Source organism: Delftia sp. UME58 (assembly GCF_014170385.1).
Classification (GTDB): domain Bacteria; phylum Pseudomonadota; class Gammaproteobacteria; order Burkholderiales; family Burkholderiaceae_C; genus Comamonas; species Comamonas acidovorans.
In genome coordinates, this window is the sequence record NZ_LZZV01000013.1 from 229,422 (window position 1) to 255,997 (window position 26,576).

The window sequence follows — 26,576 nt, forward strand, 5'->3', positions numbered from 1 at the left end:
GTCATACACTTGGTTTATTGTTGCCTCAATAGATTTCCATTATCCCATTCTCATTGGCCGAGTATTTGCTTTCCGAAACTGCTCGAGCAGAAACGACCTTTCCCCCTGTGCCGGCCAAATGAGGGTACATGTAGCACAGAACTGCGACTTGCAAATTTGCTACTGGAATGCTACCAGCCATGGTGAAACCATTGTTATAGCAATTTGGAATTCCTCGAACTCCAACGGCGAGTGAAAGATCGCCACCTCTCGCGACAGAAAAGTCAACTCCTGCACTTGCAGATACTCTTGTATATGAACCAGCACGTGGGTAAGGGTCGTAGCTTAGAGATAGAACAGGTCTGTAGTCCCATTGGCCACCAGGCATGTAATAGTAGTTGGAATGTTGCTTAAATGACATTTCCTTTTGAAGGGAAGCCGGTTCACAATGAAGGGGTATATTCCTTTCATCGCTACCAATTACCATTTTTCCAGGAGATTCTGGATTTTTGTCTCCGTATATCTCGCACAGCCTCTTGTTGAACTCAATCGCCTCATCATTTTGATTGGTGGTTTCGTAGAGATATGATCCATTTGATAGCTTTACTAGATTTATGGTCACAGTACCATTCATTCCAGCCATGCTGCCAGAAATACTTCTGGCGACCATTGGCATGCCGTTCTTTTCAATTTCCTCATTACTTATCAAAAAATCTTGAGCCATTGCAGAGATTGATACGAGAAAAAGTATAGATCCGGTCAGAATTTTACTTGGCATAGTTCCCTCTGTGCTGAAATGTTAATAGGCCTTTGCTGCCACATAGCAGTGAGTGGCGCTATCAGTCTAAGTTCTTTCGAATTTTCAGATCAAGTGGAGACTGCTGTCGTTTTCTATTTTTTCTGAAAAATAAGATACTTCCTAGGAATTTGCGTGAATTGACGATCAGCGGTATAAACACACGCATTCGGATGGCCTCATGAGCAAGGCTTGCGCTGATTCGCAGGCTTGATGAATCCGTAAGTTCCTGGTGCCGTGCATCCGAGTGCTCTTGCCGCTTTGGCAGTGCCCCTCTGTCGTCGGCGATCGAGTCTGCCCACATAGCCACTACCAGGGCCGAGGGAGATGCGATATGGCAGGGTTTGAGCTGCGAGACAGGCGCCAGGAATCTGCGGGTCACCACGGCGCCAGCCGCGCAACTCAGTCCGATGGCACAGCGTCGGTACTGCCCAGAATCTCCGCCACCTTGAGCGCCAGCGCATCCAATGTGAACGGCTTGGTCAGAAGCTGCGTACCGGGGTGCAGGTTTTCCTGGCTGAGCGGAGATGCCTCGGTGAACCCGGTGATGAAGAGCACCGGCAGGTCGGACCGGGCCAGGCGTGCCTCGTCGGCAAGCTGCTTGCCGTTCATTCCGCCGCGCAGCCTCATGTCCGTGATCAGCATGTCCACCCGGGTTCCGGCACGCAGTACCTGCAGCGCGGCGGCTGCATCGGCCACGGCAAGCACCGTGTAGCCCAGATCGACAAGCGCCTCGTCGATGAGATGGCGGATCGGGGCTTCGTCATCCACGACCAGCAAGGTCCTTTGGGCAGGAACGACCGCCTGCCTTGCCGCATCGACCGCGCGTTCTGCAACGGGCGCGGCGTCGCACCGGGGCAGATAGAGGCAGACCGTGGTGCCCTGGCCCGGCTGGGAGAAGATCCTTACCGCTCCTCCCGATTGCCGCGCGAAGCCGTAGATCATCGACAGCCCCAACCCTGTTCCATGGCCCACCGGCTTGGTGGTGTAGAACGGCTCGAAGGCACGCGCAATGGTCTGCTCCGACATTCCGGTGCCCGTGTCGGTGACGCAAAGCGACACATAGCCGCCCGGCGGAAGATCCCACTCCCGGGCTGCCGCCTCTTCAAGCTCGATATTGGCTGTCCTGATGGTCAGCCGGCCGCCTTCGGGCATGGCATCGCGGGCGTTGATGCACAGGTTCAGGATGGCGTTCTCCAGCTGCGTTCCATCGATTTGCGCGTGCCACAGATGGGCTGCCGGCACGATGTCGATGTCCACGCTGGCGCCCACGGTCCTGCGCAACAGGTCCTCCCAATCGGCCAGGAGCGCGGCCATGTCGGTGGGCTTGGAGTCCAGGATCTGCCGGCGCGAGAACGCAAGCAGCCGCTGCGTGAGCGTGGCGGCGCGCCGCACCGCCCCCTGCGCTCCATGGATGAAGCGCGTGAGGTTGTCCACCTGGCCGCGCGCCAGCATCCGTTGCAGCAGCTCCAGATTGCCCATGACGGCCGCCAGCAGGTTGTTGAAGTCGTGCGCAAGACCGCCCGTCAACTGGCCCACGGCCTCCATCTTCTGCGACTGGCGCAGTTGCTCCTGCACCTTGGCCAGCGCTTCGGCCTTGGCCATTTCGGAGGTGATGTCGCGGCCCACGGCATTGATGCGGCCTGCCGCCGAACGCGTGGACCAGGAGATCCAGCGATAGCTTCCGTCCCGATGGCGATACCGGTTATCAAACCGGGCATGCGCCATGCCTGTGGCCAGCTCCTGCGTGTCCTGGATGGTGCGCGCCAGATCCTCCGGATGGATGAGATGAAAAAGCGTCGTGCCCAGCAGCTCGTCTTCACGCCAGCCTAATACCTCGGTCCAGGCTGGGTTGACTGCAGTGATGATGCCCTCGAACGTGCAGCGCATCATGATGTCGGAAGACAGCTGCCACAGCGCGTTGCGGTCGGCCGTGCGCTCTGCCACCTGTTCCTCCAGCGTGGCATTCAAGCGCTCCAGCGCGGCCTGGGCCTGCTTGCGCTCGGTGATGTCGGAGGCCGCTCCCAGCCAGCCGGTGATGGCGCCTGCGGCATCGAACAGCGGCACGGCGCGCGAGAACGCCCAGCCCACGCTGCCATCGACCCGGTTCACCCGGTGCTCGATCACATAGTCGGTCTTCGTGCGGATGGCCCGCGCGATTTCCGCGCGCACCAGGTCGCGGTCCTCCGGGGGGATGTAATCTTCCAGCCAGTTCGTGTTGGACGCCTGCGTGTCAGGGATGAACCCGCCGCCTGCCAGCTGGTGCAGCTCGCTCCAGTCCGCACTGATGGAGTAGCGCACCTCCGAGGAGGAACGCACCAGCGCATCCAGCCGTTCCTCGCTCTGGCGCAACATGTCCAGCGCGCGTCGTTCCGCATCGATGTCCAAAATGGCGATGGCCGTGGCCACGACTTCCTTGTCCGCATTGCGCAGCGGCACCCCGAACACGCGCGTCCATACTTCGAGCCCCTGGGGCGTGTCATAGACGCAGTCAACACCCGGCACCACCAGCTCCCCGCGGAACGCGCGGGCGGCCACAAACTGGTCGCGGGGAACGGGCTTGCCATCCTTGTCCCAACTGCGCCAGCGCCCCCGGTCTTCCTCGGCCGACAGCAGCGACGGGATGGGGGTGTCCGGCAGGAAATGTCGGTAGGCCGGGTTGGACATCAGCACCTTGCCGCCCTTGCCCACCAGGCACAGGCCTATCGGCAGATGCTCGATGAAATCCGAAAACAGCGTCTTCTGGTCTGCCACCTGTGCATCGAACGGGTCCTGATCGCTGGCGCCCGCGCCCTGTACGGCGCTGGCATGGCCCGCCGTGGCAATCGCCAGCTGCGCCCGCAGCCGGGCGTTTTCCTCGCGAAGCAGGGCAATCTCTTCGGACTCTTGGATCATGGGGGGATGGGGCGGGGCGTTGGGTGGAGGAGAGGGGGCAGCTCGCCGCTGGCGGGGACGGCGATGCTGCCTGGGGATCATAGCTGTGACTGCTGGTGCGACCGATGTTGAGGCTGCAGTCCTCGGTGCGGCAATTCTTGTGGGTTTTCGGCCTCCCAGGGACTATGGGGTTGAACTGGCCGTGCAATGGGCTGAATTTGGGTCCCCAATGACCGATGAATCGGTCGACGAACGCTCGAAATGTTCCATTGAAAATCTGAAAGTCGAGAACCTTATTGGGAAAATGGCAAAAGGATGCATATTTCCGCCAATTTCTCGAATATGAATAAAACAAATCGGCAATGAATGATCTGCCCCGTCGTGCAGGCCATGGCTGAAGGGTGGCGGCGAGAGGGCTTCCCTGCAGGAAATGTGCCGCAGGCACCGCCGCTGCTGTGACTTTCATGTCACACAGCACAGCTGTCACGAAGAATACTTATGTGTTGCTTAGAGTTCCCGCAGCGGTGGCAGGAGGCTACCGTCATTCTCATTAATAAGTTCAGTTCGTATCTCGCCAATGAAAAATCCAAAAACGTGCTCGCGCATTCTGGGACTCGCGATGGGCACATTCTTCGCCTCTTCTTCCAGCTTGGCCTTGGCACAATCTTCCGTCACCATTTTTGGTGTGGTGGACGTCGGCGTCACCATTGCCAAGTCCGGCAGCAACAGGCTCAATGCACTGAACTCCAGCCAAGGCAAGACCAGCTTGCTTGGCTTGCGTGGCACGGAGGACCTCGGCGGCGGCAACCGAGCTCAGCTCTGGCTTGAAGGCGGCCTCAACCCCGATGTCGGCACTGGCGGCAGCAGCGGCTCCCTTGGCTTCGAGCGCCGCTCCACGATCGGGCTGAGCAACAATTCCTGGGGTGAAATCCGGCTGGGTCGCGACTACACCCCCAGCTACAACATCTTCACCGCTTTCGCGGGCCCCGACACCACCACCGGTGTGCAGGCCAATCTGTTCCAGACGATCCGCCAGACTGCCTACAACGCCGCCAGCCAAAGCGGCGTGGTTGACCGCACGCGCATCAGCAACGCCGTGGGCTACTTCCTGCCGAGCGACCTGGGCGGTGTCTATGGCCAGTTCTCGATTTCCTTTGGCGACGAGAACGCCTCCGGCTCTGGCGCAAGCAAGGCCCGCAGGTACATAGGCGGCAACCTGGGCTATCGCTCTGGCCCGCTGAACGTGGGTATCGGCTACGGCAGGATCGACGGCACCGCAGCCGTGGCTTCGCCCAGCGCCATCGCCGCAACCAGCGATCTCGAAGACCTGGTGCTGGGCGCCTCGTACAACTTCGGCAGTTTCCTGCTCAATGGCGGATACAACAGCCTGAAGTGGGAGCCCGTCAACGGCGCAACCTCCGGGAAGGTGGACGGTTTCTACCTGGGCGCGACCATCCCCATGGGGCCAGGCAGCTTGCGCGTCAAGTACGCCAGCGCCAAGTTCAGCGGCAACGCCTCTGCCCTCACGCGCAGCGGCGGCAAGGCCGACAAGTATTCGATCGGATATGTCTACGACTTCTCCAAGCGCACCTCTCTGTACGCAGGGCTGGCGCGTGTGAACAACAAGAACGGCGCCAGCGTTGGCCTGATCGGCGGCCCTGCGGGTGTGGCCAACGCCGGCTCGACCGGTGTGGATCTGGGCATCAGCCACTCGTTCTGAGCGACACAGCGCCTTTTTCAGAAACGAAGCCTTCAAGATGGGGCAGGCCCTTGCCACGCAGGGCCTGCCGATCTGCCTATCTGCCGATCTGCCTATCTGCCTATCTGCCTATCTTCGTATCAGGCTTGCCTCTTCTTCTCAAGACCTACTCGCCATGCGCCCCCCCACTTCTTCTTCCTGCCTGATGGCAGTGATCGCCGCCGCAGCTGCCTTGCTGAGCGCCTGCGCCGACACCCGCCCGCTCCAGGCCGCCGGGTCCGAGACGGTGACGCAGACCACCGGCGTCGGCAGCATCCGCGCCATCGTCACGCGTCAGGACGTCCAGTTCGACGACAGGTTCTATTTCCCCTACGAAGGCCAACACCCCGCCACCAAGGCCGATTTCCCCAAGGGCTTTCTGCCAGCCTACGGTTCGGGCCTGGCCTTGAAGGGCAGGCGTGCCGACGGCACGCTGGAGTTCTACGCCATCACCGATCGCGGCCCGAACGCGACCACCGGCCCGGTCACGCAGATCACCGACGGCTCCAATCCCGCGGGCTTTGCCAGTTCCACGGTGTTTCCTTCGCCCAACTTCACTCCGTCCATCGGCGTGATCGCCCTGGGAAAGGACGGAGCCAGGCTCGTCTCCACCCTGCCGCTCAGATTCAGCGCCACACAGAACGCCAACGGCCGCGTGCAGCCACGGGGCATCACAGGCAACACGGGCGAGCAAGTCCTGGACGACTCCTTCACCTATCCCGGCAAGGCCAAGGGCTACAGCGAATTCGGCCTGGACACAGAATCCGTGGTGGTGGATGCCGCACGCAATGTGCTGTGGGTGTCCGACGAATACGGACCCTTCATCGTGAAGATCGACCCGGCGACCGGCATCATCCAGAAGAAATACGGGCCCGGCATTGGCGCGGCCGATCTGCCGGCCATTCTCGCCAAGCGCCGCGCCAACCGTGGCATGGAGGGGCTGAGCATTGATGTGGCCAGCGGCAAGCTGCACGGTTTCCTGCAAAGCCCTCTGGACGACGGCAAGGCCGACTACACCACCGCTGCCGTTGCCGACGCCACAGGCAAGTCGGAGAACGTGCGCGACTACGCTCGCTTTGTGCGCTGGGTGGAGTTTGACCCGACCACCGAGAAAACCCGCCTGTTTGCCTTGCCCGTGGACAGCCGCTGGTACAACCAAGGCAAGACCGGCAATGCCAAGCTGGGTGATGTGGTCTCACTGGGCAAGGGGAAGTTCGTCGCCATCGAGCAAGGCACGGGCAAGGACAAGAAAGTCTTCAATGACCTGGTTCTGATCGAATTTCCGGCCAACGCCACCGACATCACTGCGCTGGGCTCCGACCTGGAAAAGAGCAGCCTGACTGGCAAGCCGGTCAATGGCTCGGACTATTCCAAGGTCGTGACGCTCAAGAAGACCCGGCTCTTCAACCTGAACGCCACCGGCTGGGTGGCCGAGAAGGCCGAAGGCCTGGCACTGGTCGATGACTACACGTTGGCGCTGACCAACGACACCGACTTCGGTGTTTCGCTGGCCGTGCTGGACGCCAGCGGCAAGGAAATCGAAGGCTCGGACGTCACCAAATGCATGGTGGACGCCGACGGCAAGATCGTGAACGACGGCCAATGCGCCAAGGGCGCGGCGAGCCTGCGCTTTACCACCAATGACGTCAACGATCGCACGCAGCGGCTGTGGACCTTTGGGTTCAGCAAGAAGCTGAGCGAATACGGCACTCCCTGAACGACTGCGACTGCGACTGCATGGCATAGGCAAGACAACGGGGCCACGGCGATCCAGGGCGGTTCGTCCAGCGCGAAGGCGCTGCGACGGGCCGCAACGCTGATGTCGCCTCCTCTGGCATCTGCACGGAGCAGCACCGCCGTTGCGGCGCAAGTGCGGGCTTGCCGCAATGACTGGTCCTTTCGACCTTCGGAAGTGTTCCGGCATTGCCCAAGGCGGTAGTCGTCGAGTGCGTAGATGGCTGGTATACGTCCGAGCCAAGCACTTTCACAATCAAATCCCCCTCTGCTTGGCCATTTCAAAAGCGCTCTCGGATTCCATACTGGTTTCCCCGTGAATCGAGGAAATTCAACAGTGAGCAGTGACCCGTTCAGAGTCCCTCTCGGATTTCCGATGGCTTGGAATTGGCCAGTCATCGAATTCCTGAAGAGATGGCGCGTGCGGTATCCTCAGCCGCTCTGTGGAGGAGAAGAAAGTGGCGGTACTGATTCCTGCGATGGGGGCGTGCGTTGGGCGCATGACGCCTGGCGAGCGACGCTTGGCCGAGCGTTTGGAGCAAAAGCTCGAAGACGATTACATGCTCTGGTATGACGTGCCCATCGGTCCCAAGCAGACGCATCCTGATTTTGTCGTCATTCATCCACGCAGGGGCGTTCTGATTCTTGAGACCAAGGATTGGCGGCTCGAGACGGTTCAAGAGGCGACCAAACAGGCCTGGACGCTCATCGTGGATGGAAGGCCCAAGGTCGTCATCAATCCGGCAGCTCAGGCGCGACACTGCGCCATTCAAGTGGTCAACGCACTGGAGCGGGATCAGCAACTCATTCACGGCGAAGGCCCTCATCAGGGGAAGCTGGCATTTCCATGGGGCAGCGGCGTGGTGTTCACCAACATCACGCGCAAGCAGTTTGAAGAGTCTGCACTGGACCAGACGATTGATGCGCATCTGGTCATCTGCAAGGACGAGATGCTGGAATCCGTTGATGCGGAGGCTTTTCAGCAGCGCCTGTGGAACATGTTCCCCCACGCTTTCGGCAAAGCCATGTCGGTGCCGCAGCTCGAGCGCACGCGGTGGATCATGTTCCCGCAGGTGCGTGTTCCGGTGCAAGGCAGCCTTCTGCCGGAAGACGCGGACGAGCTGCCGGACATCATGCGCGTCATGGACTTGCAGCAGGAGCAACTCGCGCGCAGCCTGGGCGATGGGCATCGCGTGATCCACGGAGTTGCCGGCTCAGGCAAGACCATGATTCTTGGCTATCGTGCGGAACACCTGGCCAAGACCGCTTCGACCAAGCCCATCCTCGTGCTCTGCTACAACGAGCCCTTGGCGGTGAAGCTCAATGCCTGGTTCGCGGCCAAGGGCCTGGCCGATCGGGTGCACGCCCGCAACTTCCACAAGTGGTGTCGCCAGCAGTTGGTGGCCTATGGTCAGACGCTACCCGCTCAGGGCCCAGGCATGTTTGATCAGATGGTGGAGTTTGTGATTCGCGGCGTGGACAGGCAACAGATTCCGTCCGGGCAATACCAGGCCGTGATGGTCGACGAGGGGCACGACTTTCAGCCTGAATGGCTCAAGCTCGTCACCCAGATGGTGGACCCCGAGACCAACAGCCTGTTGATCCTGTACGACAGCGCCCAGAACATCTATGGCAAGAGCAAGGCGCGTGGCTTCAGCTTCAAGAGCGTGGGAATCCAGGCCTCTGGGCGCACGACCATTCTCAAGATCAACTACCGCAACACCAGGCAGATCCTGCAAATCGCCAACCGCGTCGCCGCCGAGTTCCTGCAACCCAATGCCCAGGATGAGGACGGTGTTCCGCTGGTGCAACCCATCAGCTGCGGCCGCGAAGGGCAGGAGCCGCTGATCGTGCGCCTGCCGAGCTTGCGGGACGAGCCCGCCAAGATCGCCGAGCTGCTGGCTGCGGCGCATCAGGAAGGCCACGCCTGGGGTGACATGGCCATCCTGTGCCGCGATCACGACTCCATGAACCAGTGCGCCATGGCACTTGGCCGCAGAAAACTGCCGCATCGCGTGCGACATCGGTCAGGTGACTTCAATCCACTGGCCGACACCATCAAAGTGATGACAATGCACGCCAGCAAGGGATTGGAGTTCCCGGTCGTGGCCGTTGCAGGAGTCGGGCAGATGCCGCGTGAAGGCGAGGATGCGGCGGACGAGGCCAAACTGTTCTATGTGGCTGCGACGCGGGCGACACAAAAACTGGTGTTGACTGTGGCGGGTGAAGGGGCGTTTGCGAAAGCGCTGGTGAATGCGGGGTGAATGCGGGTTGAGGGCAGGGCGAGGACGGGCACAAGTCCGTGGTGCGGTGGTCAGTGCTCCAGGCGTGGTCCCAGTAGCGTTGCGCCCGCAGCGCATTCTTGAGGATGGCGCTGCGATCCGAAAAGGATTTCGCGCCTGTCACCCTTCCCACTCGGATGTGCACGCCATCTTGCCACTCGGTGCATTGCGCAGGCGGTTCAGGAAATCCAACTGGCTTTTGGCCGTTTGATTCCCTTTTGCCACGGCTTGCCGCAGCCAGTGCACTGCTTCACAGCGATCCGCTTTCACCGCGGTGCCATACAGGGTTGGGCCTGCCAGAAGAATCCATGCCAGTGTTTCCTGGGCTTGTGGCTCGCCATCCCGGGCCGCCTGGCGCAGCAACGCGAGCATGGAAGCGTAGTCACCCGCAGTCTGCGCCTCCAGGGCCAGTTGAAACCGCTGCTCGGAAGTCGTGGCCATGTCAGACGGCAACGGTGCCGCCTGCGCCAGCGCGCCGGACAGGGCCGCTGCGATGAACAAGCCGTGCCGTGCATGCCGGGCCAGCGTGGCAATTGGGGTGGCAATGGGGGTGGCAATTGGGCGGAATTCGAATCGCATTTTTGTCTCCACTTGAACTGAGTGGCCCCATCGTCTTCGCAATTCCGATCCCTGAAAATTCGGAATTTTCAAAGGCGCCCTCAGGGCTACCCAGAGGCTGACTCGAATCGGCCGTGCCCACCAGGCACAGGCCTATCGGCGGATGCTCGATGAAATCCGAGAACAGCGTTTTCTGGCCTGCCACCTGCGCATCGAAGGGGTTCTGATCACTGGCGCCCGCAGCCTGCACGGCGCCGGCCTGACTGGCCGTGGCACTCGCCAACTGCGCCCGCCGCCAATCTCTTCAGAGTCTTTGACCATTGGGGGGATGGGGCGCGGCTTCGGGTGGAGGAGGGGGCAGATCGCCATCGTTGAGGGCGTCGATTCAGCTTTGGGGCTCATAGCGGTGAGCGGCCGGGCATACTTGGCTTGTCGGAGGCGTTTTCAGGAGCTATTGATGATGTGCTCGTCTATAGGCCCAGGGCAGCACTGGCAACGTTATCAGCCATCGGCCAATCGCATCGCGCGGCGCTTGAAGGCGGCCCCAAGCTTGGGACCGCGGTAAATTAACCGTATAAAAGCAATGATGAAAATTTTCTTTGTATGTATCGGGTTCATGATTTCCGGCTTCACGCATGTGAGTGAAGCAACTTCTCCAGCAATTCAAGATTTGCAGGAAATAAGAAAATCTGCAGATGAGTTCTTGAAATTGGAAAACAAACGCCAGAAAACAGACTTCAACACTGCTCGTGTCAACCCAAAGATACTGGTCGAGCAATGCGCTACTTCGCTTGAGTCAGGTTGGGCACCCACAGACAATGGTCTTCCCATAAAAAGCGTTCAAGTCGTCTGCAAATCGTCATTGCACGATAAAAAGGGGTGGCGTGTTCTGGTGCCAGTTGGAAAATAAATCACAACAAAACAAAAGCAATGGTTGCGCCTAATCCGGCCCAACCATCGGGCACGACAATACTTGCCTTTCCGGCAACGAAGAATTGCTCCAGTCCGGAAAATTCCTTTTTTGGAACCCTTCCAAAGACTGGTAGCCATTCACATTCCAGTTGTAGCCGCTGGTATGTTCAACCTCGACGACAGAATAACGGCATTGACGACTGCGATTTTTCAAACGAAAAACAATTCGTTCATGGCTACCATTGAAGCTCTTTTCCAGGACTTCGTAGTGCGTCGACTTGCAGATGCTATAAGCTGAATTCCATTCGATTGTCTTGGCGCGCACATGGAGCGCACCAGAACATGCTCTTCCAGTCCCCTGAAATACGCCAGCAAAAGCATCGTCAGCAGCCACCGCCATGGCCGATAGGCTGCCAATGGATGCGAACAACGCCAAGACCGTTAGTTCACGCATATCTCTACCTTTCCTTTTCGGATCAACGCCAGAGCATAGTCAAGCTTCTTGGCATACATTGAGTCGCCGACATTGTAGTACGTTGCAATGCTTGATGTCGTGATGATCTTCCAGCCTGTAATGACCTTCTTCAGTGAAGCCTTTTGGTATTTTAATACTTGACCAGGTCTTAATACATGCGCGGCAGGATTGAGTTTTTGCATTGTTTCGACAGTGCTGCCTGTTGCTTTCGCAATCTTGGCAATGCTGTCTCCCGCTTGCACTTTCACCTCACGGATCGTGCTGTCCGGGTCTGGAACGGCCTTGACCGCATAATTCGCCATGCGCATCAACAAATAACCAATTCCGGCTCTGATGTTGTACGCAGGAATTGCTATTGCTGTGCTTGCTGTCAATTTATTTTTCCAGGCAGATGGAATGATCAGGTCTCCACCTTCTTTTCCAGACAAAAGAGAACCCAGCCCTGGATCGCCAGGATTGCCTATCTGCATTAAATTTGACCCCCACTTTTTTGCTTCCGCGCCCGTCTCGACCCACGCCATGGCCTTGATAAGCTGCCAATCGAGTGGCAAATATCCTGCCTTACCAGAGAGATGGCGGTTGTACTCATTGACCGCCATCTGAATTTCACAATCCCAAGTATTCCATTTGGCATTGCCCTCTGCCTTGTTAATGCCATCCTGCCATTTTTCGAAGCCTGTCTTCGGCTGTGCTTGAGCCGCCATATAAGTCCTTTCTGGTTGAGTTGTCCATGTGATCAGCATGCTTGCGCACGGCAGGCAGTTGTTTGAGCCATACCGCCAGCAATTCTTGCGAATGGCAATCAGACTCGTGAAGTTGCGTGCGTCGGTGCTGTCTGATGGATGTGGTCGTGGCAATCGGGCGGGCGGCGCTCACTCATACCGGCTGCGCCTCAGTGAGCGCCTTGGCCCGGGACTTCGACGGCAGGTGGAAGGGAGTCTGCAGGTCGACGTCAACGTCGGGCAGATGATATGCAATCAAGAATGAGAGTTCAAGAGCTAATTTCGAGAATCCCAATGCCTTGATTCGCGTGCCGTGCCTTTTGCTTTGGTGGGCTTGTCAGAAACCGAACCTTTCAAGAAGAATGGAAGCCATATGCCCCGCCAAGCCTATGCGCAGCTTGGCAAAGCCTGCAAACCAGCCGTGCGTTCAGCGCCGCTTGTACGGCCGCTTGCTGCTCTCAATACCTCGTCTGGCAATACGGCTTGCGATGTCCCGCTGTCTCAAATGGATGCGGCAACGTAGGTAGTCATAGCCTTTGTTGGCGTGCAGTTTTATTGGGCGTCTGTTGGCTTCAATCTACTTGATCGTGTTCACGCAGTCGCCGCCAGCAAGTCATACCGTTGCCATAGCCCAGCGACTGTGGAAGGTCTTCCCTGGGCGCCAGCAGCGACGGCACGGACCCGTCAAGCAGGAAATGGCGGTAGGCCGGATTGGACATCAACACCTGCCCACCCCTGCCCACTAGGCACAGGCCTATCGGCAGATGCTCGATGAAATCCGAGAACAGCGTTTTCTGGTCTGCCACCTGTGCATCGAAGGGGTCCTGATCGCTGGCGCCCGCTGCCTGCACAGCGCTGGCATGGCCCACCGTGGCAATCGCCAGCTGCGCCCGCAGCCTGGCGTTTTCCTCCCGGAGCAAAGCAATCTCTTCAGACTCTTTGATCATGAGGGGATGGTGGGCGGCTTCGGGTGGAGGAGGGGGCCAGATCGCCGCTGGTGGGGACGGCGAGTTGCTTTGGGGATGATAGCTGTGAGTGGCTGGTCAGGCTGGCTCGTGGGAGGCGTTTTCAAGAGACACTGACACCACCGCCTCTGGCATCTGCACATACCAGCACCACTGTTTCGGTGCAAGGTTCACTTGAGGTTGCTGCAATGGCGGTTACCAACCACCATGCCGTCGATGGCTCATTGCCACAACTGGGTGCAGGCGATACATGACCATTGGACTGTTCCTCATCATCGCTGGCTCTCGGGAGTCGGCCCAGAGCCGGCGGTGAGTGCTACTCTCCAAAGTAATCATCACGATGAAGTTAGATGAAGGTCCAAACTACTGAAAACATGACAGCGGGGAAAAGATCTAACCTATACTCTAGAGTCGATGACTTTAGATAGAAGATACATTCTATAAATGGAAGAAAGAGATAAATGCCGCACGTATCTGATAATGATTTCTCTCTTGCAATTAAAAATACAGCAAAATTTGGTGATACCGATATATTTCCGTATCCTATAGAGAATCGAATATTATTCGATGCTAGTGCGGATGCTAAAGTGGTGCTGCGTGAAATAGACACAAATTTCGAAGCATCACTGGCTTGAATGCCAGTCTTAACGTCAAAAGAACTGGCTGCAGTGGGCTACAGCGGGTTTCGCCAAGGTACGCAAATTGATTCCATTTGGAATACCTATCTTCTCTCATTGGTAATAGCTATAGGCGAGGAGATTGAGGCGAGGCGGGTTTCGCCAAGCATGGTTTTTTCATATCGATACAAACCAGATTTTGAGACTGGCTCACTATTTGATAAGGAGGTCGGCTGGCATCAGTTTCAAGCTGCAGCAAAGCAATACTCCTCAACAAATTCTTTTGTACTCAGATGCGATATATCTGATTTCTATCCAAGGATTTATCATCATCGATTGGAAAATGCTCTGCGCAGAGCGACACCTAAGCATGACATCGCAAATAGAATCATGGAGCTTGTTGGCGCTATTGCGGCTGGCCCATCATACGGTCTACCAGTTGGTGGTCCCGCCTCGCGACTGCTAAGTGAATTACTTTTGAATGGTGTGGATAGGTTGCTTGTATCGGATGGGATTAAATTTATCCGCTTTGTGGATGATTATATACTTTTTGCAGATAGTCGGGAGAAGGCGCACTCTGTGCTAATTAGACTAAATGAAATACTTCTCACCAACGAAGGCCTGTCTCTTCAAAAAAGCAAAACCCGAATATTATCCTCAGCCGAGTTCTTGGCAACGTCGGATTTTTCCGAATCGCAAGATGGGGAAAGTCATCATGATGAGTTGGCGAGAACATTTCGACGTCTTCGTGTGCATTATGATCCCTACTCCCCAACCGCTACTGAAGACTATGATTCTTTGCTAGCGGAGCTAAGTAAATTCGATATTGTGGGCATGCTTGGTCGGGAGCTAAAGAAAAGCAGAATTGATGAAGGACTAACCCGACGACTTGTTGCTGCTACCAAGCATCTGCCTGCGCATGCCCAAAACGATGCAGTTCGCTCAATGATCGCAAGTCTTGATCTGCTTTATCCCATTTTCCCATCTGTAATGCAGCTATGTAAGACATTAATGCCATCGCTTGAGCCGGTTGTTCAAAATGCGCTGTATTCTACGATTCGGCAACTGATAGCTAAAGATTCATACATTACTCAAGTTCCGTCAAATCTCGCGTTCGCACTGAGGGTTTTAGTCTCAGACACTTCGGAAGAGACAGAAGTCCTGTTGGCTGCGATATATAAAAATTCTTCCAGTATGATGATTCGACGAGATATTATATTGTTAATGGCTTTTCGACAGGCTGACTACTGGCTCTCAGACTGTCGGACCAAATTATCGACATTAACAGGTTGGGAGCGCCGCGCTTTGCTGATAGCATCTTTTACTCTCGGTGATGAGGGCAAACATTGGCGTGATTCGGTCAAGAACGATCAGAGTCCTTTCGATAAGCTTGTTTTGAAATGGACTGGGGAAAATAAGCAGAAAAAAGGGATAAACTGGAAGGTTCCGGTATGATTTCTGAGCATCAGTTTTCCTCTCATTATTCATCGGTTTGGCATACCATAGCGCCACTTGCAGATGGGTTTTGGGCAATCGAGAATAAGCAAGTTGATCGATTCGATCTTCCATTGGCATCAACTGCAAAAAAAGAAATGCGAGCAATAATTAATGAGGTGGCATTTAGATCTTTTTGCGATAGATACTCAAATTCAAGGCCTGTTGCTAATGATCAAATAGTTAATTCCATAAATGAAAATCTTCAGCCCGCGATCGACTATGTGTCAAGATTTTCCAACGTATCTCAGGTCACTTCGTCTCATGTTGACATTGAATGTCGACAAGAAGCAGCTTCGCTAGCAGTAAGACTTCTTCAATATCTTCCATTTCAAAGCAACACTATCTTACGGCCAGTATTTTCTGGATGTGGGTTAATTTCACAATGTGAAGGTGATTTGATTTTTAATGACTGCCTTTATGAAATAAAGGCAGGCGAACGAAAATTCCGCCTGATGGACCTAAGACAACTTCTTACTTATGCGGCTTTAGCATACGCTGACAGAGCTCTTAACTTCGCACACATTGGATTAATAAATCCTCGAACCGGGGTGACCTGGATGCGTAGCTTGGACGAAGTTTGTAAATCTATATCTGGCTTGCGTCTTAACGACACTCTGTCCGATTTGGTTGAGCAGTTCTCGATTGTGTCGGTTTCTCGATAGTTGTGTCGATTTCTTATGGTCAGGCAGTTCATAAGAGGTGAATTCCTTGAAAAATTCAACTCATCAAATCAAAATATAGGGCAAGCCCGCACACCAAATCTTTAGCGGATGTAAATTCAGCACTCGGCGCGTTAATAGTCGAAGAGTGCTTCGTGCTTTGATGCGCCACGTCACCCCTAATCTTTCCATAGCTATTAAGGCTAGCCGAAAGATTTGTGTCAATTTCATCGGCTGTTTTCCCTGCCAAAACCGAAAGATTACCAAAGAAAGATTCCTTTATTCCGTTATTGTCTTTTATAATTCTCTTTGCGATTCCAATAATATCGGAGATATAGGTTTTCAATGATTCAACGTTAAATGCGCACTTGCCGGTCAACGGCAGATATGTTTCCAAGAATGGACGTCAATACATCGCTGGGTTGGCGGGTGCAGTCAGCGACCGCTCGTGTCTGGCAGCAATCCTTCATTAAGCTCTTCACGCCTTTCTACTCGCCTATCCACCTCACCCACCACATCCCCCGGCGCAACCCCCAATACCTTGCACAGCTTGAATACAGACCGAAGGCTCGGACATTTGCTACCAAGCTCCAACTGGCTGATGTAGTTGCGCGCCAGCCCGGCCTCGGCGGCAAGGGTCTCCTGGGACAGTGCGCGCTCGTTGCGTAGTTCACGCAACAAGCTTCCAAAGGCTTTATCAAGTTCTGTCATATCTGCTCACTAAAATGAGCAAAGCTTCTGGGTTTGCGTGCGGACAGTCTTCCACCTATAGTTGGAGTTTTGTAAAGCAGCGATGACGCTTCCGGCAGACGGGCGTCGCATTTGCCCAGTGATCTTGGGCGCTGAGCAACTCTCCACTGGAGCGCAGATGGACCAGCAAGCCTTAGCCACCACACCCCCACCCAAACTCGAAGACCTCGCCATAGACGCCGTCCTGCACATGGGCGCCGCGCTGGATGTGCTGGACCTGCTCGCTCGCCACAAGGTCACGGCCATCAATTGCGTCTGCCGGGATCTGCTGCGCATCTACTACGTGAAGGCCGATCAGGCGCAGTCGCTGGAGCCGCAGGACAAGGAGCTGGTGGGCCTGCTGCACGACACGGCGGTGAACCTGGGCTATGCCATTGAGGTGGTGGAGCATCTCAATGGCGATGAGGCCGACGACCCCATTCTTTATGCCGTGAGCTATCTGCTCAGGGCTGCGAAGCGGTTTGCGGATGAGGGGGTGTCGGTGGCGTTGGCCTGAGGAGTGCTGCAGGCGCGGATGGCCTGCGGACATGGCGGGAGCGAGGCAAAAAATGGGCGAAAAAAAGCGCGCCCCATGCTGAAGCGCGCTGCCGGGTTGGGGTCGAGACTCAGTCCTTCTTGGCCCGGATGACTTCGCCGCCCGCGGCGTCGATCTTGACTTCCATGAGCGTGCCGTTGGCCTGCAGCACTTCGACCTGGTAGCTGGTCTGGCCCCAGTGGGAGTCCAATTCCGCGCTGACGGGCGTGCCCGGGGTGTGTTTGGTAGCGGCCTGGATGGCCTGCTCAATGGTGGACTTGGCCTTTTCCAGGCGCTGGCGGTCCTTGCGCTTGGCGGCGCCATCGTTCTTGTGCTGGGCGGCCTGGCCGGTGATGGCGTTGACCCAGACTTCCACGCTGTCGCCGGCCGGGGTGATGACTTCGACTTCGTAGCGCGGGCCCATGCCGTCGCCGTCGTCCAGCTGGGCTTCGATGGCCTTGCCGGGCACGGCCTGGGTGGCGCGGGTGATGGCCTGTTCCAGCGGGATCTTGGCCTGGCTGGTGATGGTCTGCCATTCGGCCACCGACTTGGCGGCGGCGGGCAGGGCGGCCGTGGCGCAGGTCAGGGCCAGGGCGATGGAGAGGGCGGCAGTGCGTGCGAACGGGGCAGGCTTCATGGGTGTGGGCTCCTTCCGGGAATGGGGTTGGACAAGACAACGGTCGGGGCCATTGTCTCCACCGTCCCGGAGAGCGGTTGTCGGAGAGGGCGCCCTTTGCCCCTTCCGATGTGCTGCGGTTTGATCCAGCGCAGGCTTTGGGGTCAGAGACCCAATACCTTGGCCACGTAGTCGGCGTCCTTGTCGCCGCGGCCCGAGAGGTTGATGAGGATGTGCTGGTCCTTGGGCAGGCCGGGCGCCACGCGCATGGCCCAGGCCACGGCGTGGGCGCTTTCCAGCGCGGGGATGATGCCTTCCACGCGCGACAGCTGCATGAAGGCGTCCAGGCATTCCTTGTCGGTGACGGATTCGTACTGCACGCGGCCCAGGTCCTTGAGGTAGCTGTGCTGCGGGCCCACGCCCGGATAGTCCAGGCCCGAGGCAATGCTGTGCACGGCAGCCGGCGTGCCGTCTGCGTTTTCCAGCACGTAGCACTTCATGCCGTGGATTTCGCCGGGCTTGCCCATGCTGAGGGTGGCTGCGTGGCGGCCGGGCTTGTCCGTGCCTTCGCCCGAGGGCTCCACGCCTACGAGCTTGACCGAGGCATCGCCCAGGAAGGCCGTGAAGATGCCCATGGCGTTGGAGCCGCCGCCCACGCAGGCGGCCACGTGGTCGGGCAGCTTGCCGTGCCTGGCCTGGAATTGCTCGCGCGCCTCGCGGCCGATGATGCTCTGGAAGTCGCGCACCATCATCGGGAACGGGTGGGGGCCGACCACGGAGCCGATGGCGTAGATGTAGTCCGTGGGGTTGGTGAGGTATTCCTCGAAGGCGCTGTCCACTGCCTCCTTGAGCGTGGCCGCGCCGCGCGTGACGGGCACGAGCTTGCAGCCCAGGATGCGCATCTTGGTGACGTTGGGGTGTTCCTTCTCGATGTCCACCTGGCCCATGTGGATCTCGCAGGGAATGCCCACCAGCGCGCAGGCCGTGGCCAGGGCCACGCCGTGCTGGCCGGCGCCGGTTTCTGCGATGACCTTCTTCTTGCCCATGAACTTGGCCAGCAGGGCCTCGCCCAGGCAGTGGTTGATCTTGTGGGCGCCGGTGTGGTTGAGGTCTTCGCGCTTGAGGTGGATCTGTGCGCCGCCGAGCTGCTCCGACAGGCGCCGCGCGTGGAAGATGGGGCTGGGGCGGCCCACGTAGTCGGCGAAGAGTTGGGCCAGTTCCTGCTGGAAGTCTTGGCGTTTGGTGATTTCGGCGTAGGCGGTGTTGATGTCGTCCATGGCCTGCTTGAGGTGGGGCGGGACCAACTGGCCGCCGTAGGGGCCGAAGTAGCCTTCTGCGGTGGGCATGGGGGCGAAGGTGGGAGGTGTAGTGGTCATGTTTGCTTGTGTTCGTTGTGATGGATGACGCTCTGACGATTCAGGGTAGCCGTGGCAGCTTACGCAGGGCTGTTGGGAATGGCCGAGAGAGAAAACCCCGGTTGGATTGACCGGGGTTTCTTGCTTTTTGACCCTGCCGGGTGGTTGTTTTTCGAGGCCGGGTCTCGGCCCGGCGGCCGACCTACCTTTCTTTGATTCGTCATCGGTACGCCGGCCGAAGAAACGTAGGCCAAAGAAAGACGACCCGAATGCCCGCGACCCCTTCGCTGCGCTGCGGGGCAACCTGCGTCGGGCCGCCTGCGGGGTTCGCCGCAGAACTCACTGCGCCGCGCGCTCCGTTCAGACAACTGCGGCGAGTCAGTTGACGAAGCAGTCCTGTCCTTCGGCAGGACTGCAACCCCGCAGGCGGCCCGACGCAGGCGCTGGCATACGGGATTGGGGGCGGGTGCTTGGGCATCCGGCCGCTGGCCTGATGTTTGGCGGTCAGCCGTTCTTCTGCAGGGAGCGGATGACGCTGGAGAAGTCCAGGGCGCCGTTGCCGGCGATGGAGTGCATGGCGTACATGGCGCGGGCCATGCCGCCCAGGGGCGTGGAGGCCTTGACGGCCATGGCGTTTTCCTGGGCCAGGCCCAGGTCCTTGAGCATGAGGTCGGTGCCGAAGCCGCCAGCATAATTCTTGGAGGCGGGGGCGTTTTCGTGGACGCCGGGGAAGGGATTGTATTTTTCCAGGGCCCAGTTGCCGCCCGAGCTGCGGCGCATGATTTCGCTGAGGACCTTGGGGTCCAGGCCGTTGGCCACGCCCAGGGCGATGGCTTCGCTGGTGCCGATCATGAGGATGCCCAGCAGCATGTTGTTGCAGATCTTGGCGGTCTGGCCCGCGCCCACGGCGCCGGCGTGGAAGATGTTGGCGCCCATTTTTTCGAGCAGGGGGCGGGCGCGTTCGAGGTCGGCGTCGCTGCCGCCCACCATGAAGGTGAGGGTGCCTGCAATGGCGCCGCCCGTGCCGCCGGAGACGGGGGCGTCGATGAAGGCGATGCCTGCGGCCTGTGCGGCCTTGGCGACCTTTTGGCTGGTGGCGGCGGCGATGGTGGAGCTGTCGATGATGAGGGCGCCCTTGGCAATGCGCTGCAGCAGGCCGCCTGCGCCGTCACGGCCGAGGAAGAGGCCTTCCACGTGCTGGCTGGCGGGCAGCATGGAGACCACGGCTTCGGCGCCCTGCACGGCGTCCTCGGCGCTGGCGGCAATGCTCACGCCCTCTGCAGCGACCTTGGCGCAGGCGTCCTTGGAGAGGTCGAAGGCCTTGACCGTGTGGCCGGCCTTGTGCAGGTTGATGGCCATGGGGCCGCCCATGTTGCCGAGTCCGATGAATGCGATCTGCATGTGCTTGTCTCCTGTGTTGTGAAGCTTGTGGTGTGTCTCAGTGGCCGGTGTCGCTAGTGTTCGTGTCGCCGTTCGCAATGTCGGCGCCGCGTTCCTTGAGCAGGGAGCGCAGGATGCCGCGATGGCAGCGCGCCTCCTGCTCGCAGTAGCAGCCGATGGCAAAGGCGCTGTGCTGCGAGAGGGCGGCCAGCAGGTCCAGGGTGCGGCTGGCGGCGGGTTCGGCCATTTCCTTGCGGAATTTGCGCACGAATTGCTGCCAGAGCTTGTCGGCCTCGGCCTGCTGGCCGTGGTCCTGCAGGCGGTGCGATTCGAGCGCGGTGTGCATGGTGTCGGGCTGGGGCGAGAGTTCGGGGTACCAGACGTCGTAGTAGTCGCGGCTGGCGAATTCGGCCTTGGGCACGCCGCGCGGCGGGCGGCGCACGGTGCCTATGCGCAGGCCTTCATCGGCGTGGCGGGGGCTGCCTAGCTGGACGATGCGGATGGGCATGGGGCTCTCCTGCAAAGGGGGCTTATTCGTCGCCGAAGATGGGGTGCTTGCGTGTGCGGCGCCCGGCCGGGGCGGGCGGCGCTGGCGGGGTCGTTGCGTCGGCGGGCGCGGGTTCGCTGGCCTGGGGCTTGCGTTTTCTGGGGGGCGTGGCCTTGGCGTGGGGGTTGAAGGCCAGGGCCTGGGCAATCCAGTGCTGCCACTGCTGGCGCGTGGCATAGGCGGCGGGGCCGATGAAGAAGTAGCCGTCCATCTGGCCCTTGGACGAGAGCGGGCGCAGGCCCGGCGTCTCGGCCACGGCGGCGTGCTGCGAGGGCGGCAGGCGCACCAGCAGTTCGTCGTCCTCCACGCCCAGGCACAGCTTGCCGTTGACCATGAAGACATGGCAGCCGAACATGCGCTTTTCCTGCACTTCGTCGCAGCCGGCCAGGGCTTCGCGCACGGCGTCTATGAGGTGCAGCGTGGTGTCGGAGAGCGGGCGGGCGGGCATGGGGTGACGTGCTGGTGCAGGGCGGGTGGCGCAGCCCGGTTCAGCGGATCATGTCCGGCGCATCGCCTTCCAGCATGCGCCGCGCGATGATGACGCGCATGATTTCGTTCGTGCCTTCGAGGATCTGGTGCACGCGGGCATCGCGCATGAGGCGCTCCAGCGGGTATTCGCGGATGTAGCCGTAGCCGCCGTGCAGTTGCAGGGCTTCGTTGCAGACCATGAAGCCGGCATCGGTGGCAAAGCGCTTGGCCATGGCGCAGTAGGTGGAGGCGTCGCGCGCGCCGGCATCGAGCTTGGAGGCGGCCAGGCGCACCATCTGGCGCGCGGCCACGAGTTCGGTGGCCATGTCGGCCAGCTTGAACTGCAGGGCCTGGAAGCTGGCAATGGGTTTGCCGAACTGCTTGCGCTCGTGCATGTACTGCTGGGCCTGGGTGAGCGCGCCCTGGGCGGCGCCCACGGAGCAGGTGGCGATGTTGATGCGCCCGCCGTCCAGGCCCTTCATGGCGATCTTGAAGCCTTCGCCCTCGCGGCCCAGCAGGTTCTGGGCGGGAATGCGCACGTTGTCGAAGCTGATGACGCGCGTGGGCTGGCTGTTCCAGCCCATCTTCTCTTCCTTCTTGCCGTAGCTGATGCCGGGCAGGTCGGCAGGCACGGCAAAGGCCGAGATACCGCTGGCGCCCGAGCCTGCGTCGCCCGTTCTGGCCATCAGCACCAGCATGTCGGTGCTGCCCGCGCCGCTGATGAAGGCCTTGGCGCCGTTGATGATGTATTCATGCCCCGCCAGCTCGGCCCGGGTCTTGAGCGAGCCGGCGTCCGAGCCCGCGCCGGGCTCGGTCAGGCAGTAGCTGGCCAGCTTGCGGCCGCTGGTCAGGGCCTCGCCCCATTCGGCGCGCACGGCGTCGGTGGCCCAGGTGCCCAGCATCCAGGTGGCCATGTTGTGGATGGTGATGAAGGCGGTGGTGGAGGGATCGACGGCGGCCAGTTCCTCGAAGACCATGGTGGCGTCCAGGCGCGGCAGTTGCAGGCCGCCAGCGTTCTCGGGCGCGTACAGGCCGCAAAAGCCCAGTTCGCCCGCCTTGGCGATGGCCTCGCGCGGGAAGATGGATTCACGGTCCCAGTGCGCGGCATGGGGCGCGAGTTCGGCCTGGGCAAAGGCGCGGGCCGATTCGGCAAAGGCGCGCTGGTCGTCGTTGAGTTCGAAGTCCATGGCTGGCTTGTCTCCTGCGTTGGGCTCTGGGGCCCTTGTTGTTCTGGGGGGGCTGTCGGTGCCTGTCGGTGCGTGCGGTGCTCAGTGCTGCAACCAGCGCTCCAGCGCCTGCATGCGCTCCTGTGTCGCGGCCGTGAGGCACTCGTGGTACAGGCGCGGTCCTTCGGGCCGGGTTTCGCTGTCGCGCGTGGCGGCCTTGCAGCGCGCCGTGCGGCCCTTGATCCAGCCGTTCTGGTCGTGGCGCAGGCCCGTGCGCTTGCCCTGGGGCAGTTGCTGCATGACATCCAGGTAGCGGATGTTGAGCGCGGTGTCGGCCTCCTGGAAGGCCTGGACCGCACAGGCATTGCGGCTGGCGGCGGCGCTGGATGCCGGGTCGCAGGCTGCACCGGCCTGCGCGTGAAGGGTCAGGGGCAGGGCGCACAGGGTGGTCAGCAAGGCAGTGCCCAGGCACCGGGAGAGGGAGGCGGTCATTGGAAAACGCATGCCGCCATCATCCCAGAGCCGGGGCCTGCCCCGGATCAATCCGTGTCCGCCGACCCGTGCATCAGCGCAGGCTGATGGTGGTGTTCACGCCCTGGCTGGTGGTGCTGTCGTCGAACCAGCGCGCCGTGACGGTCTTGGTCTGCGTGTAGAACAGCACGACCTGCTTGCCGTAGGGGCCCAGGTCGCCCAGCTTGGAGGCGCGGCTGCCCGTGAAGGAGAACAGGGGAACCGGCACGGGAATCGGCACGTTGATGCCGACCTGGCCCACGTCGATGTCTTCCTGGAACTTGCGCGCCGCGGCGCCCGACTGCGTGAAGATGGCCGTGCCGTTGCCGTTGGGGTTGGCGTTGATGAACTCGATGGCCTCGTCCAGGCTGTCGGCAGCCGCCAGGCACAGCACGGGGCCGAAGATTTCCTGGTCATACACGCTCATGCCGGGCTTGACGCCGCTGAACACGGTGGGGCCGACGAAGTTGCCCTTGTCGTAGCCGGCCACCTGGGGCTTGCGGCCGTCCAGTTCCAGCTTGGCGCCGTCGGCCAGGCCGCGTTCGATCAGGCTTTCCACACGCGACAGCGCCGCACAGGACACCAGCGGGCCCACGTCGGTGCCGGGCTCGGTGCCGCCGCTGACCTTGAGGGTCTTGGACTTTTCCACCAGCTCGGGAATCCACTTCTGTGCATCGCCCACCAGCACGGCCACCGACAGCGCCATGCAGCGCTGGCCTGCCGCGCCGAAGGCTGCGCCCAGCAGGGCGTTGAGCGTTTGCTCCTTGTTGGCGTCGGGCATGACGATGGCGTGGTTCTTGGCGCCCATCATGCATTGCACGCGCTTGCCGGCCAGGCTTGCGCGGTTGTAGACATGGGTGCCGACCTTGGTGGAGCCCACGAAGCTGATGGCCTTGATGTCGGGGTGGTCGCAGATGGCGTTGACCACGTCCTCGCCGCCGTGCACCACGTTCAGCACGCCGGGCGGAATGCCGGCTTCCAGTGCCAGTTCGCACAGGCGCATGGTGACCATGGGGTCCTGCTCGGAGGGCTTGAGCACGAAGGTGTTGCCCGTGGCGATGGCCATGGGGAACATCCACAGCGGAATCATGGCCGGGAAGTTGAAGGGGGTGATGCCCGCGCACACGCCCAGGGGCTGCAGCACGGAATAGGTGTCCACGCCGTTGGCCACGTTGTTGGCCAGCTCGCCCAGCTGCAGCGAGCCGATGTTGGCCGCATGCTCCACCACTTCCAGGCCGCGGAAGACGTCGCCTTCGGCGTCAGGCAGGGTCTTGCCCTGTTCGGCCGTCAGCAGCGCGGCCAGCTCCTTCATGTTCTCGCGGATCAGCTGCTGCAGCTTCAGGAAGATGCGGGCGCGCTGGCCGATGGGCGTCTTGCGCCAGGTCTTGAAGGCTTCCTTGGCGTTGGCGACGGCGGCATTGACCTCGTCGGGCGTGGCAAAGGGCACGCGGGCCAGCACCTCCTGCGTGGCCGGGTTGACCACATCGCGCCATTGGGTGCTTTGGGATTCGACCAGCTTGCCGTTGATCAGCAGCTTGACCGTGGGCGCCAAAACCTTGGCGGACGTGGATGCATTCATGGCTTGTCTCCTGTTGCGGTGGTGTCAGCCCGGCATGCCGTGCGCCGGGCGTTCATCGCATGGTAGCTGTGCGGTTTTTCGCAAGCAATGGAGATGTTTGCAGTATGTATGTGCGTTTTTGCACAGCATTGCGCAATCCTGGCCGCGCAAGAAAGCATGGCCTGCGAGTGGCGCAGGCCATGCGGGTCCGGAAACTCGAAAGCTCAGTTCGTGCCGGTGGCGGGCAGTGGCCGATCGCCAGCGGATGCAGGCGTCTGAACGGCGGGGGCGCAGGGCTTGTGCAGCGGCTCCAGCTTCACGCGGGCGTTGGCGCCCAGGCCGGATTCCAGCTTGGTCAGCAGGCGCAGCAGTTCCTGCAGCTCATCGTCTTGCAGCGGGGACACCAGGCGTTGGTAGGCCTGATCCACCAGCGGCACGCTGGCGGCCAGGAGGGCGCGGCCTTTGTCGGTCAGCGTCAGCTCGTGCTGGCGGCGGTCGCGCGTGCTCAGGGCGCGGTGCACGTATTCGCGCTCTTCCAGCCCGCGCACCAGGCGCAGCGTGGTCACCTTGTCGAAGCCCATGGCTCGCGCCAGGGAGCTTTGGTCGGAGCCGGGGGAGGCGTCGATCAACACCAGCGCGCCGTACTGCGGCGGCGTCAGACCCAGTGGGCGGCATTGCTCTTCAAAAATGCCGACCGAAATCTGGTGGGCGCGCCGCAGCAAAAAGCCAGGGCGCTGATATAGCGGCAGTGGTGCAGGCGTCATCGTGTCCATATGCGTCTAGTATTCTTGCAAAGGTGTCCAGTATTCATTCGTTTTCCACCAATTGTGCCCATTCTGGTGCATGATCAGCATGCGTTTGCATGCTAACTACAAAAGAGGTCTACATGAGGAATTTTGTTGGCAGACGGCAATTTTTGAAGACAAGCGGATTGGGGGTATTGGGTTTACCCGTAGCAGGCGCTATCGCCAGTACCGAGAGTGTGCCTCTGAAATTGATTGTGCCATTCACTCCGGGTACTGGAATCGACACGATTGCGCGAACGATCGGTCCTTTGCTGGCCAGGCGTCAGGGCCGGCCCGTGGTGGTGGAGAACAAGCCGGGCGCCTCTGGAAATATCGGGACCGAGGCCGTTGTGCGCTCGCCCGCCAATGGCCAGACGCTTTTGGTGACAGTGAATACCCTGGTGATGAACGCATCGCTGTATCCCAAGTTGCCATTCAATCCGCTGACAGACCTCGAGCCTGTGACGCTGACCAGCTGGGGACAGCTGATTCTGGTGACGCCCACGGCCTCCGCCTATCGGACGGCGACCGATCTGGTCAAGGCTGCCAAGGCTTCGCCGGGCCGCATCAATTACGCATCGCCGGGAGTGGGCACTCCGCACCATATGGCGATGGAGCTTTTCAAGAGCACGGCTGGCGTCTCGATCACGCACATCCCGTATCGCGGAACAGGGCCGGCGCTGACGGACCTGCTGGGCGGCCAGGTGGAATGCATGTTCCTGCCCATTCACGTGGCCCTGGTGCATGTGAGGGCCGGCAAGCTGCGCGCGCTGGGCATTGGCAGCCAACAGCGCCACCCGCTGCTGCCCGATGTGCCCACGCTCAAGGAGGCCAAGGCGGGCGACGTGAACGTGGATATGTGGTACGGCGTGTTTGCGCCGGCCGGCATGCCGGCGGACCAGGTCGATGCCCTCAATCGCGAGATCCGCGCGATTTTGGCGTCGGAGGAAGTCCGGCATGCCTTCGCGCCCCAGGGGATGGATCCGGCCGGCAGCACGCCGGCCGAGTTCAAGGCCCTGGTGCAAAAGGACGCCCGGCGCTGGGCCGATCTGGTCAGGGCGCGGGGGATTACCGCCGAGTAGGCGGGGCGGGCGCAACCGGCGCCCAGGGGAGAAAGCA

Annotated in this window: 26 protein-coding genes and 1 pseudogene; 9 read left to right on the forward strand and 18 right to left on the reverse strand. The window is 60.0% G+C overall.

Annotation, left to right across the window (positions count from 1 at the left end):
• Positions 1-25 precede the first annotated feature (25 nt).
• Entirely contained in the window at positions 26-703 is a 678-nt protein-coding gene (locus A9976_RS04495) for a hypothetical protein (protein ID WP_259649103.1), read from the reverse strand.
• A 474-nt stretch (positions 704-1,177) separates the two neighbouring features.
• Positions 1,178-3,670, reverse strand: coding sequence for a PAS domain-containing sensor histidine kinase (locus A9976_RS04500; protein WP_183017989.1), 2,493 nt, complete (start codon positions 3,668-3,670; stop codon positions 1,178-1,180).
• Between the two features lie 598 nt (positions 3,671-4,268).
• Between A9976_RS04500 and A9976_RS04505 the strand changes: the two genes are divergently transcribed.
• The 3 genes from A9976_RS04505 to A9976_RS04515 all read left to right on the forward strand — a co-directional run bounded on the left by A9976_RS04505 (position 4,269) and on the right by A9976_RS04515 (position 9,385).
• On the forward strand, positions 4,269-5,369 hold the full coding sequence (locus A9976_RS04505) for a porin (protein ID WP_183017990.1): 1,101 nt from the start codon (positions 4,269-4,271) through the stop codon (positions 5,367-5,369).
• 154 nt (positions 5,370-5,523) lie between these two features.
• Positions 5,524-7,104, forward strand: coding sequence for an esterase-like activity of phytase family protein (locus A9976_RS04510; protein WP_183017991.1), 1,581 nt, complete (start codon positions 5,524-5,526; stop codon positions 7,102-7,104).
• 517 nt (positions 7,105-7,621) lie between these two features.
• On the forward strand, positions 7,622-9,385 hold the full coding sequence (locus tag A9976_RS04515) for a DEAD/DEAH box helicase (RefSeq protein ID WP_183018169.1): 1,764 nt from the start codon (positions 7,622-7,624) through the stop codon (positions 9,383-9,385).
• A 138-nt stretch (positions 9,386-9,523) separates the two neighbouring features.
• Here the strand turns inward: A9976_RS04515 and A9976_RS04520 are convergent, their stop codons facing one another.
• Positions 9,524-9,982: a sel1 repeat family protein gene (locus A9976_RS04520; protein WP_082254761.1), complete on the reverse strand. Its 459-nt coding sequence runs from the start codon at positions 9,980-9,982 to the stop codon at positions 9,524-9,526.
• Between the two features lie 565 nt (positions 9,983-10,547).
• Between A9976_RS04520 and A9976_RS04525 the strand changes: the two genes are divergently transcribed.
• Entirely contained in the window at positions 10,548-10,871 is a 324-nt protein-coding gene (locus A9976_RS04525) for a hypothetical protein (RefSeq protein WP_183017992.1), read from the forward strand.
• Between the two features lie 30 nt (positions 10,872-10,901).
• Here the strand turns inward: A9976_RS04525 and A9976_RS04530 are convergent, their stop codons facing one another.
• From A9976_RS04530 to A9976_RS04545, 4 genes and pseudogenes are all read right to left on the reverse strand, one after another.
• The gene (locus tag A9976_RS04530; protein ID WP_183017993.1) at positions 10,902-11,327 is read right to left on the reverse strand and encodes a hypothetical protein; all 426 of its coding nucleotides are present in this window, start codon (positions 11,325-11,327) and stop codon (positions 10,902-10,904) included.
• Positions 11,315-12,091 (reverse strand): LysM domain-containing protein, encoded by a 777-nt coding sequence (locus tag A9976_RS04535; RefSeq protein ID WP_259649104.1) that lies wholly within the window; start codon positions 12,089-12,091, stop codon positions 11,315-11,317. Before A9976_RS04535 ends, A9976_RS04530 begins: the two co-directional genes overlap by 13 nt.
• 424 nt (positions 12,092-12,515) lie before the next feature.
• Positions 12,516-12,635 (reverse strand): annotated as a pseudogene (locus A9976_RS04540) (IS5/IS1182 family transposase); the annotation flags it as partial.
• Positions 12,636-12,642: 7 nt separating this feature from the next.
• Positions 12,643-13,017 (reverse strand): hypothetical protein, encoded by a 375-nt coding sequence (locus A9976_RS04545; RefSeq protein WP_259649105.1) that lies wholly within the window; start codon positions 13,015-13,017, stop codon positions 12,643-12,645.
• 479 nt (positions 13,018-13,496) lie between these two features.
• Here A9976_RS04545 and A9976_RS04550 point away from each other — a divergent pair, with 479 nt between their 5' ends.
• Genes A9976_RS04550 through A9976_RS04560 form a run of 3 tightly spaced genes read left to right on the forward strand, consistent with a single transcriptional unit; the run spans position 13,497 to position 15,811 of the window.
• On the forward strand, positions 13,497-13,670 hold the full coding sequence (locus tag A9976_RS04550; RefSeq protein ID WP_183017994.1) for a hypothetical protein: 174 nt from the start codon (positions 13,497-13,499) through the stop codon (positions 13,668-13,670).
• The gene (locus A9976_RS04555; RefSeq protein WP_183017995.1) at positions 13,671-15,107 is read left to right on the forward strand and encodes an RNA-directed DNA polymerase; all 1,437 of its coding nucleotides are present in this window, start codon (positions 13,671-13,673) and stop codon (positions 15,105-15,107) included.
• Positions 15,104-15,811 carry a hypothetical protein gene (locus A9976_RS04560; RefSeq protein WP_183017996.1) on the forward strand — a complete coding sequence of 236 codons (708 nt, stop codon included), beginning with the start codon at positions 15,104-15,106 and terminating at the stop codon, positions 15,809-15,811. The genes A9976_RS04555 and A9976_RS04560 overlap by 4 nt, the downstream gene beginning before the upstream one ends.
• 55 nt (positions 15,812-15,866) lie before the next feature.
• Here the strand turns inward: A9976_RS04560 and A9976_RS04565 are convergent, their stop codons facing one another.
• Together A9976_RS04565 and A9976_RS04570 are read right to left on the reverse strand one after the other, a co-directional pair.
• The gene (locus A9976_RS04565; protein ID WP_183017997.1) at positions 15,867-16,205 is read right to left on the reverse strand and encodes a hypothetical protein; all 339 of its coding nucleotides are present in this window, start codon (positions 16,203-16,205) and stop codon (positions 15,867-15,869) included.
• A gap of 38 nt (positions 16,206-16,243) precedes the next feature.
• Positions 16,244-16,519, reverse strand: coding sequence for a helix-turn-helix domain-containing protein (locus A9976_RS04570; protein WP_183017998.1), 276 nt, complete (start codon positions 16,517-16,519; stop codon positions 16,244-16,246).
• A 157-nt stretch (positions 16,520-16,676) separates the two neighbouring features.
• On the opposite strand from A9976_RS04570, the gene A9976_RS04575 reads away from it, so the two are divergent.
• A complete protein-coding gene (locus A9976_RS04575; RefSeq protein ID WP_183017999.1) occupies positions 16,677-17,054 on the forward strand; it encodes a hypothetical protein in 378 nt (125 codons plus the stop codon).
• Positions 17,055-17,163: 109 nt separating this feature from the next.
• Here the strand turns inward: A9976_RS04575 and A9976_RS04580 are convergent, their stop codons facing one another.
• The 9 genes from A9976_RS04580 to A9976_RS04620 form a co-directional block, all read right to left on the reverse strand.
• Entirely contained in the window at positions 17,164-17,709 is a 546-nt protein-coding gene (locus A9976_RS04580) for a PepSY domain-containing protein (protein WP_183018000.1), read from the reverse strand.
• A 143-nt stretch (positions 17,710-17,852) separates the two neighbouring features.
• Entirely contained in the window at positions 17,853-19,064 is a 1,212-nt protein-coding gene (trpB, locus tag A9976_RS04585; protein ID WP_071955814.1) for a tryptophan synthase subunit beta, read from the reverse strand.
• 483 nt (positions 19,065-19,547) lie between these two features.
• On the reverse strand, positions 19,548-20,444 hold the full coding sequence (mmsB, locus tag A9976_RS04590) for a 3-hydroxyisobutyrate dehydrogenase (RefSeq protein ID WP_183018001.1): 897 nt from the start codon (positions 20,442-20,444) through the stop codon (positions 19,548-19,550).
• Positions 20,445-20,481: 37 nt separating this feature from the next.
• Positions 20,482-20,931, reverse strand: coding sequence for a DUF488 domain-containing protein (locus tag A9976_RS04595; RefSeq protein ID WP_180317115.1), 450 nt, complete (start codon positions 20,929-20,931; stop codon positions 20,482-20,484).
• Positions 20,932-20,953: 22 nt separating this feature from the next.
• Positions 20,954-21,418, reverse strand: a complete 465-nt coding sequence (locus A9976_RS04600; RefSeq protein ID WP_183018002.1) for a TfoX/Sxy family protein — start codon at positions 21,416-21,418, stop codon at positions 20,954-20,956.
• Between the two features lie 40 nt (positions 21,419-21,458).
• On the reverse strand, positions 21,459-22,625 hold the full coding sequence (locus A9976_RS04605) for an acyl-CoA dehydrogenase family protein (protein WP_016446004.1): 1,167 nt from the start codon (positions 22,623-22,625) through the stop codon (positions 21,459-21,461).
• Between the two features lie 81 nt (positions 22,626-22,706).
• On the reverse strand, positions 22,707-23,108 hold the full coding sequence (locus A9976_RS04610; RefSeq protein ID WP_183018003.1) for a lysozyme inhibitor LprI family protein: 402 nt from the start codon (positions 23,106-23,108) through the stop codon (positions 22,707-22,709).
• Positions 23,109-23,169: 61 nt separating this feature from the next.
• A complete protein-coding gene (locus A9976_RS04615) occupies positions 23,170-24,693 on the reverse strand; it encodes a CoA-acylating methylmalonate-semialdehyde dehydrogenase (protein ID WP_012205523.1) in 1,524 nt (507 codons plus the stop codon).
• A 203-nt stretch (positions 24,694-24,896) separates the two neighbouring features.
• On the reverse strand, positions 24,897-25,445 hold the full coding sequence (locus A9976_RS04620; protein WP_183018004.1) for a MarR family winged helix-turn-helix transcriptional regulator: 549 nt from the start codon (positions 25,443-25,445) through the stop codon (positions 24,897-24,899).
• Positions 25,446-25,558: 113 nt separating this feature from the next.
• On the opposite strand from A9976_RS04620, the gene A9976_RS04625 reads away from it, so the two are divergent.
• Positions 25,559-26,539: a tripartite tricarboxylate transporter substrate binding protein gene (locus A9976_RS04625; RefSeq protein WP_183018005.1), complete on the forward strand. Its 981-nt coding sequence runs from the start codon at positions 25,559-25,561 to the stop codon at positions 26,537-26,539.
• The last annotated feature ends 37 nt before the right edge of the window (positions 26,540-26,576 follow it).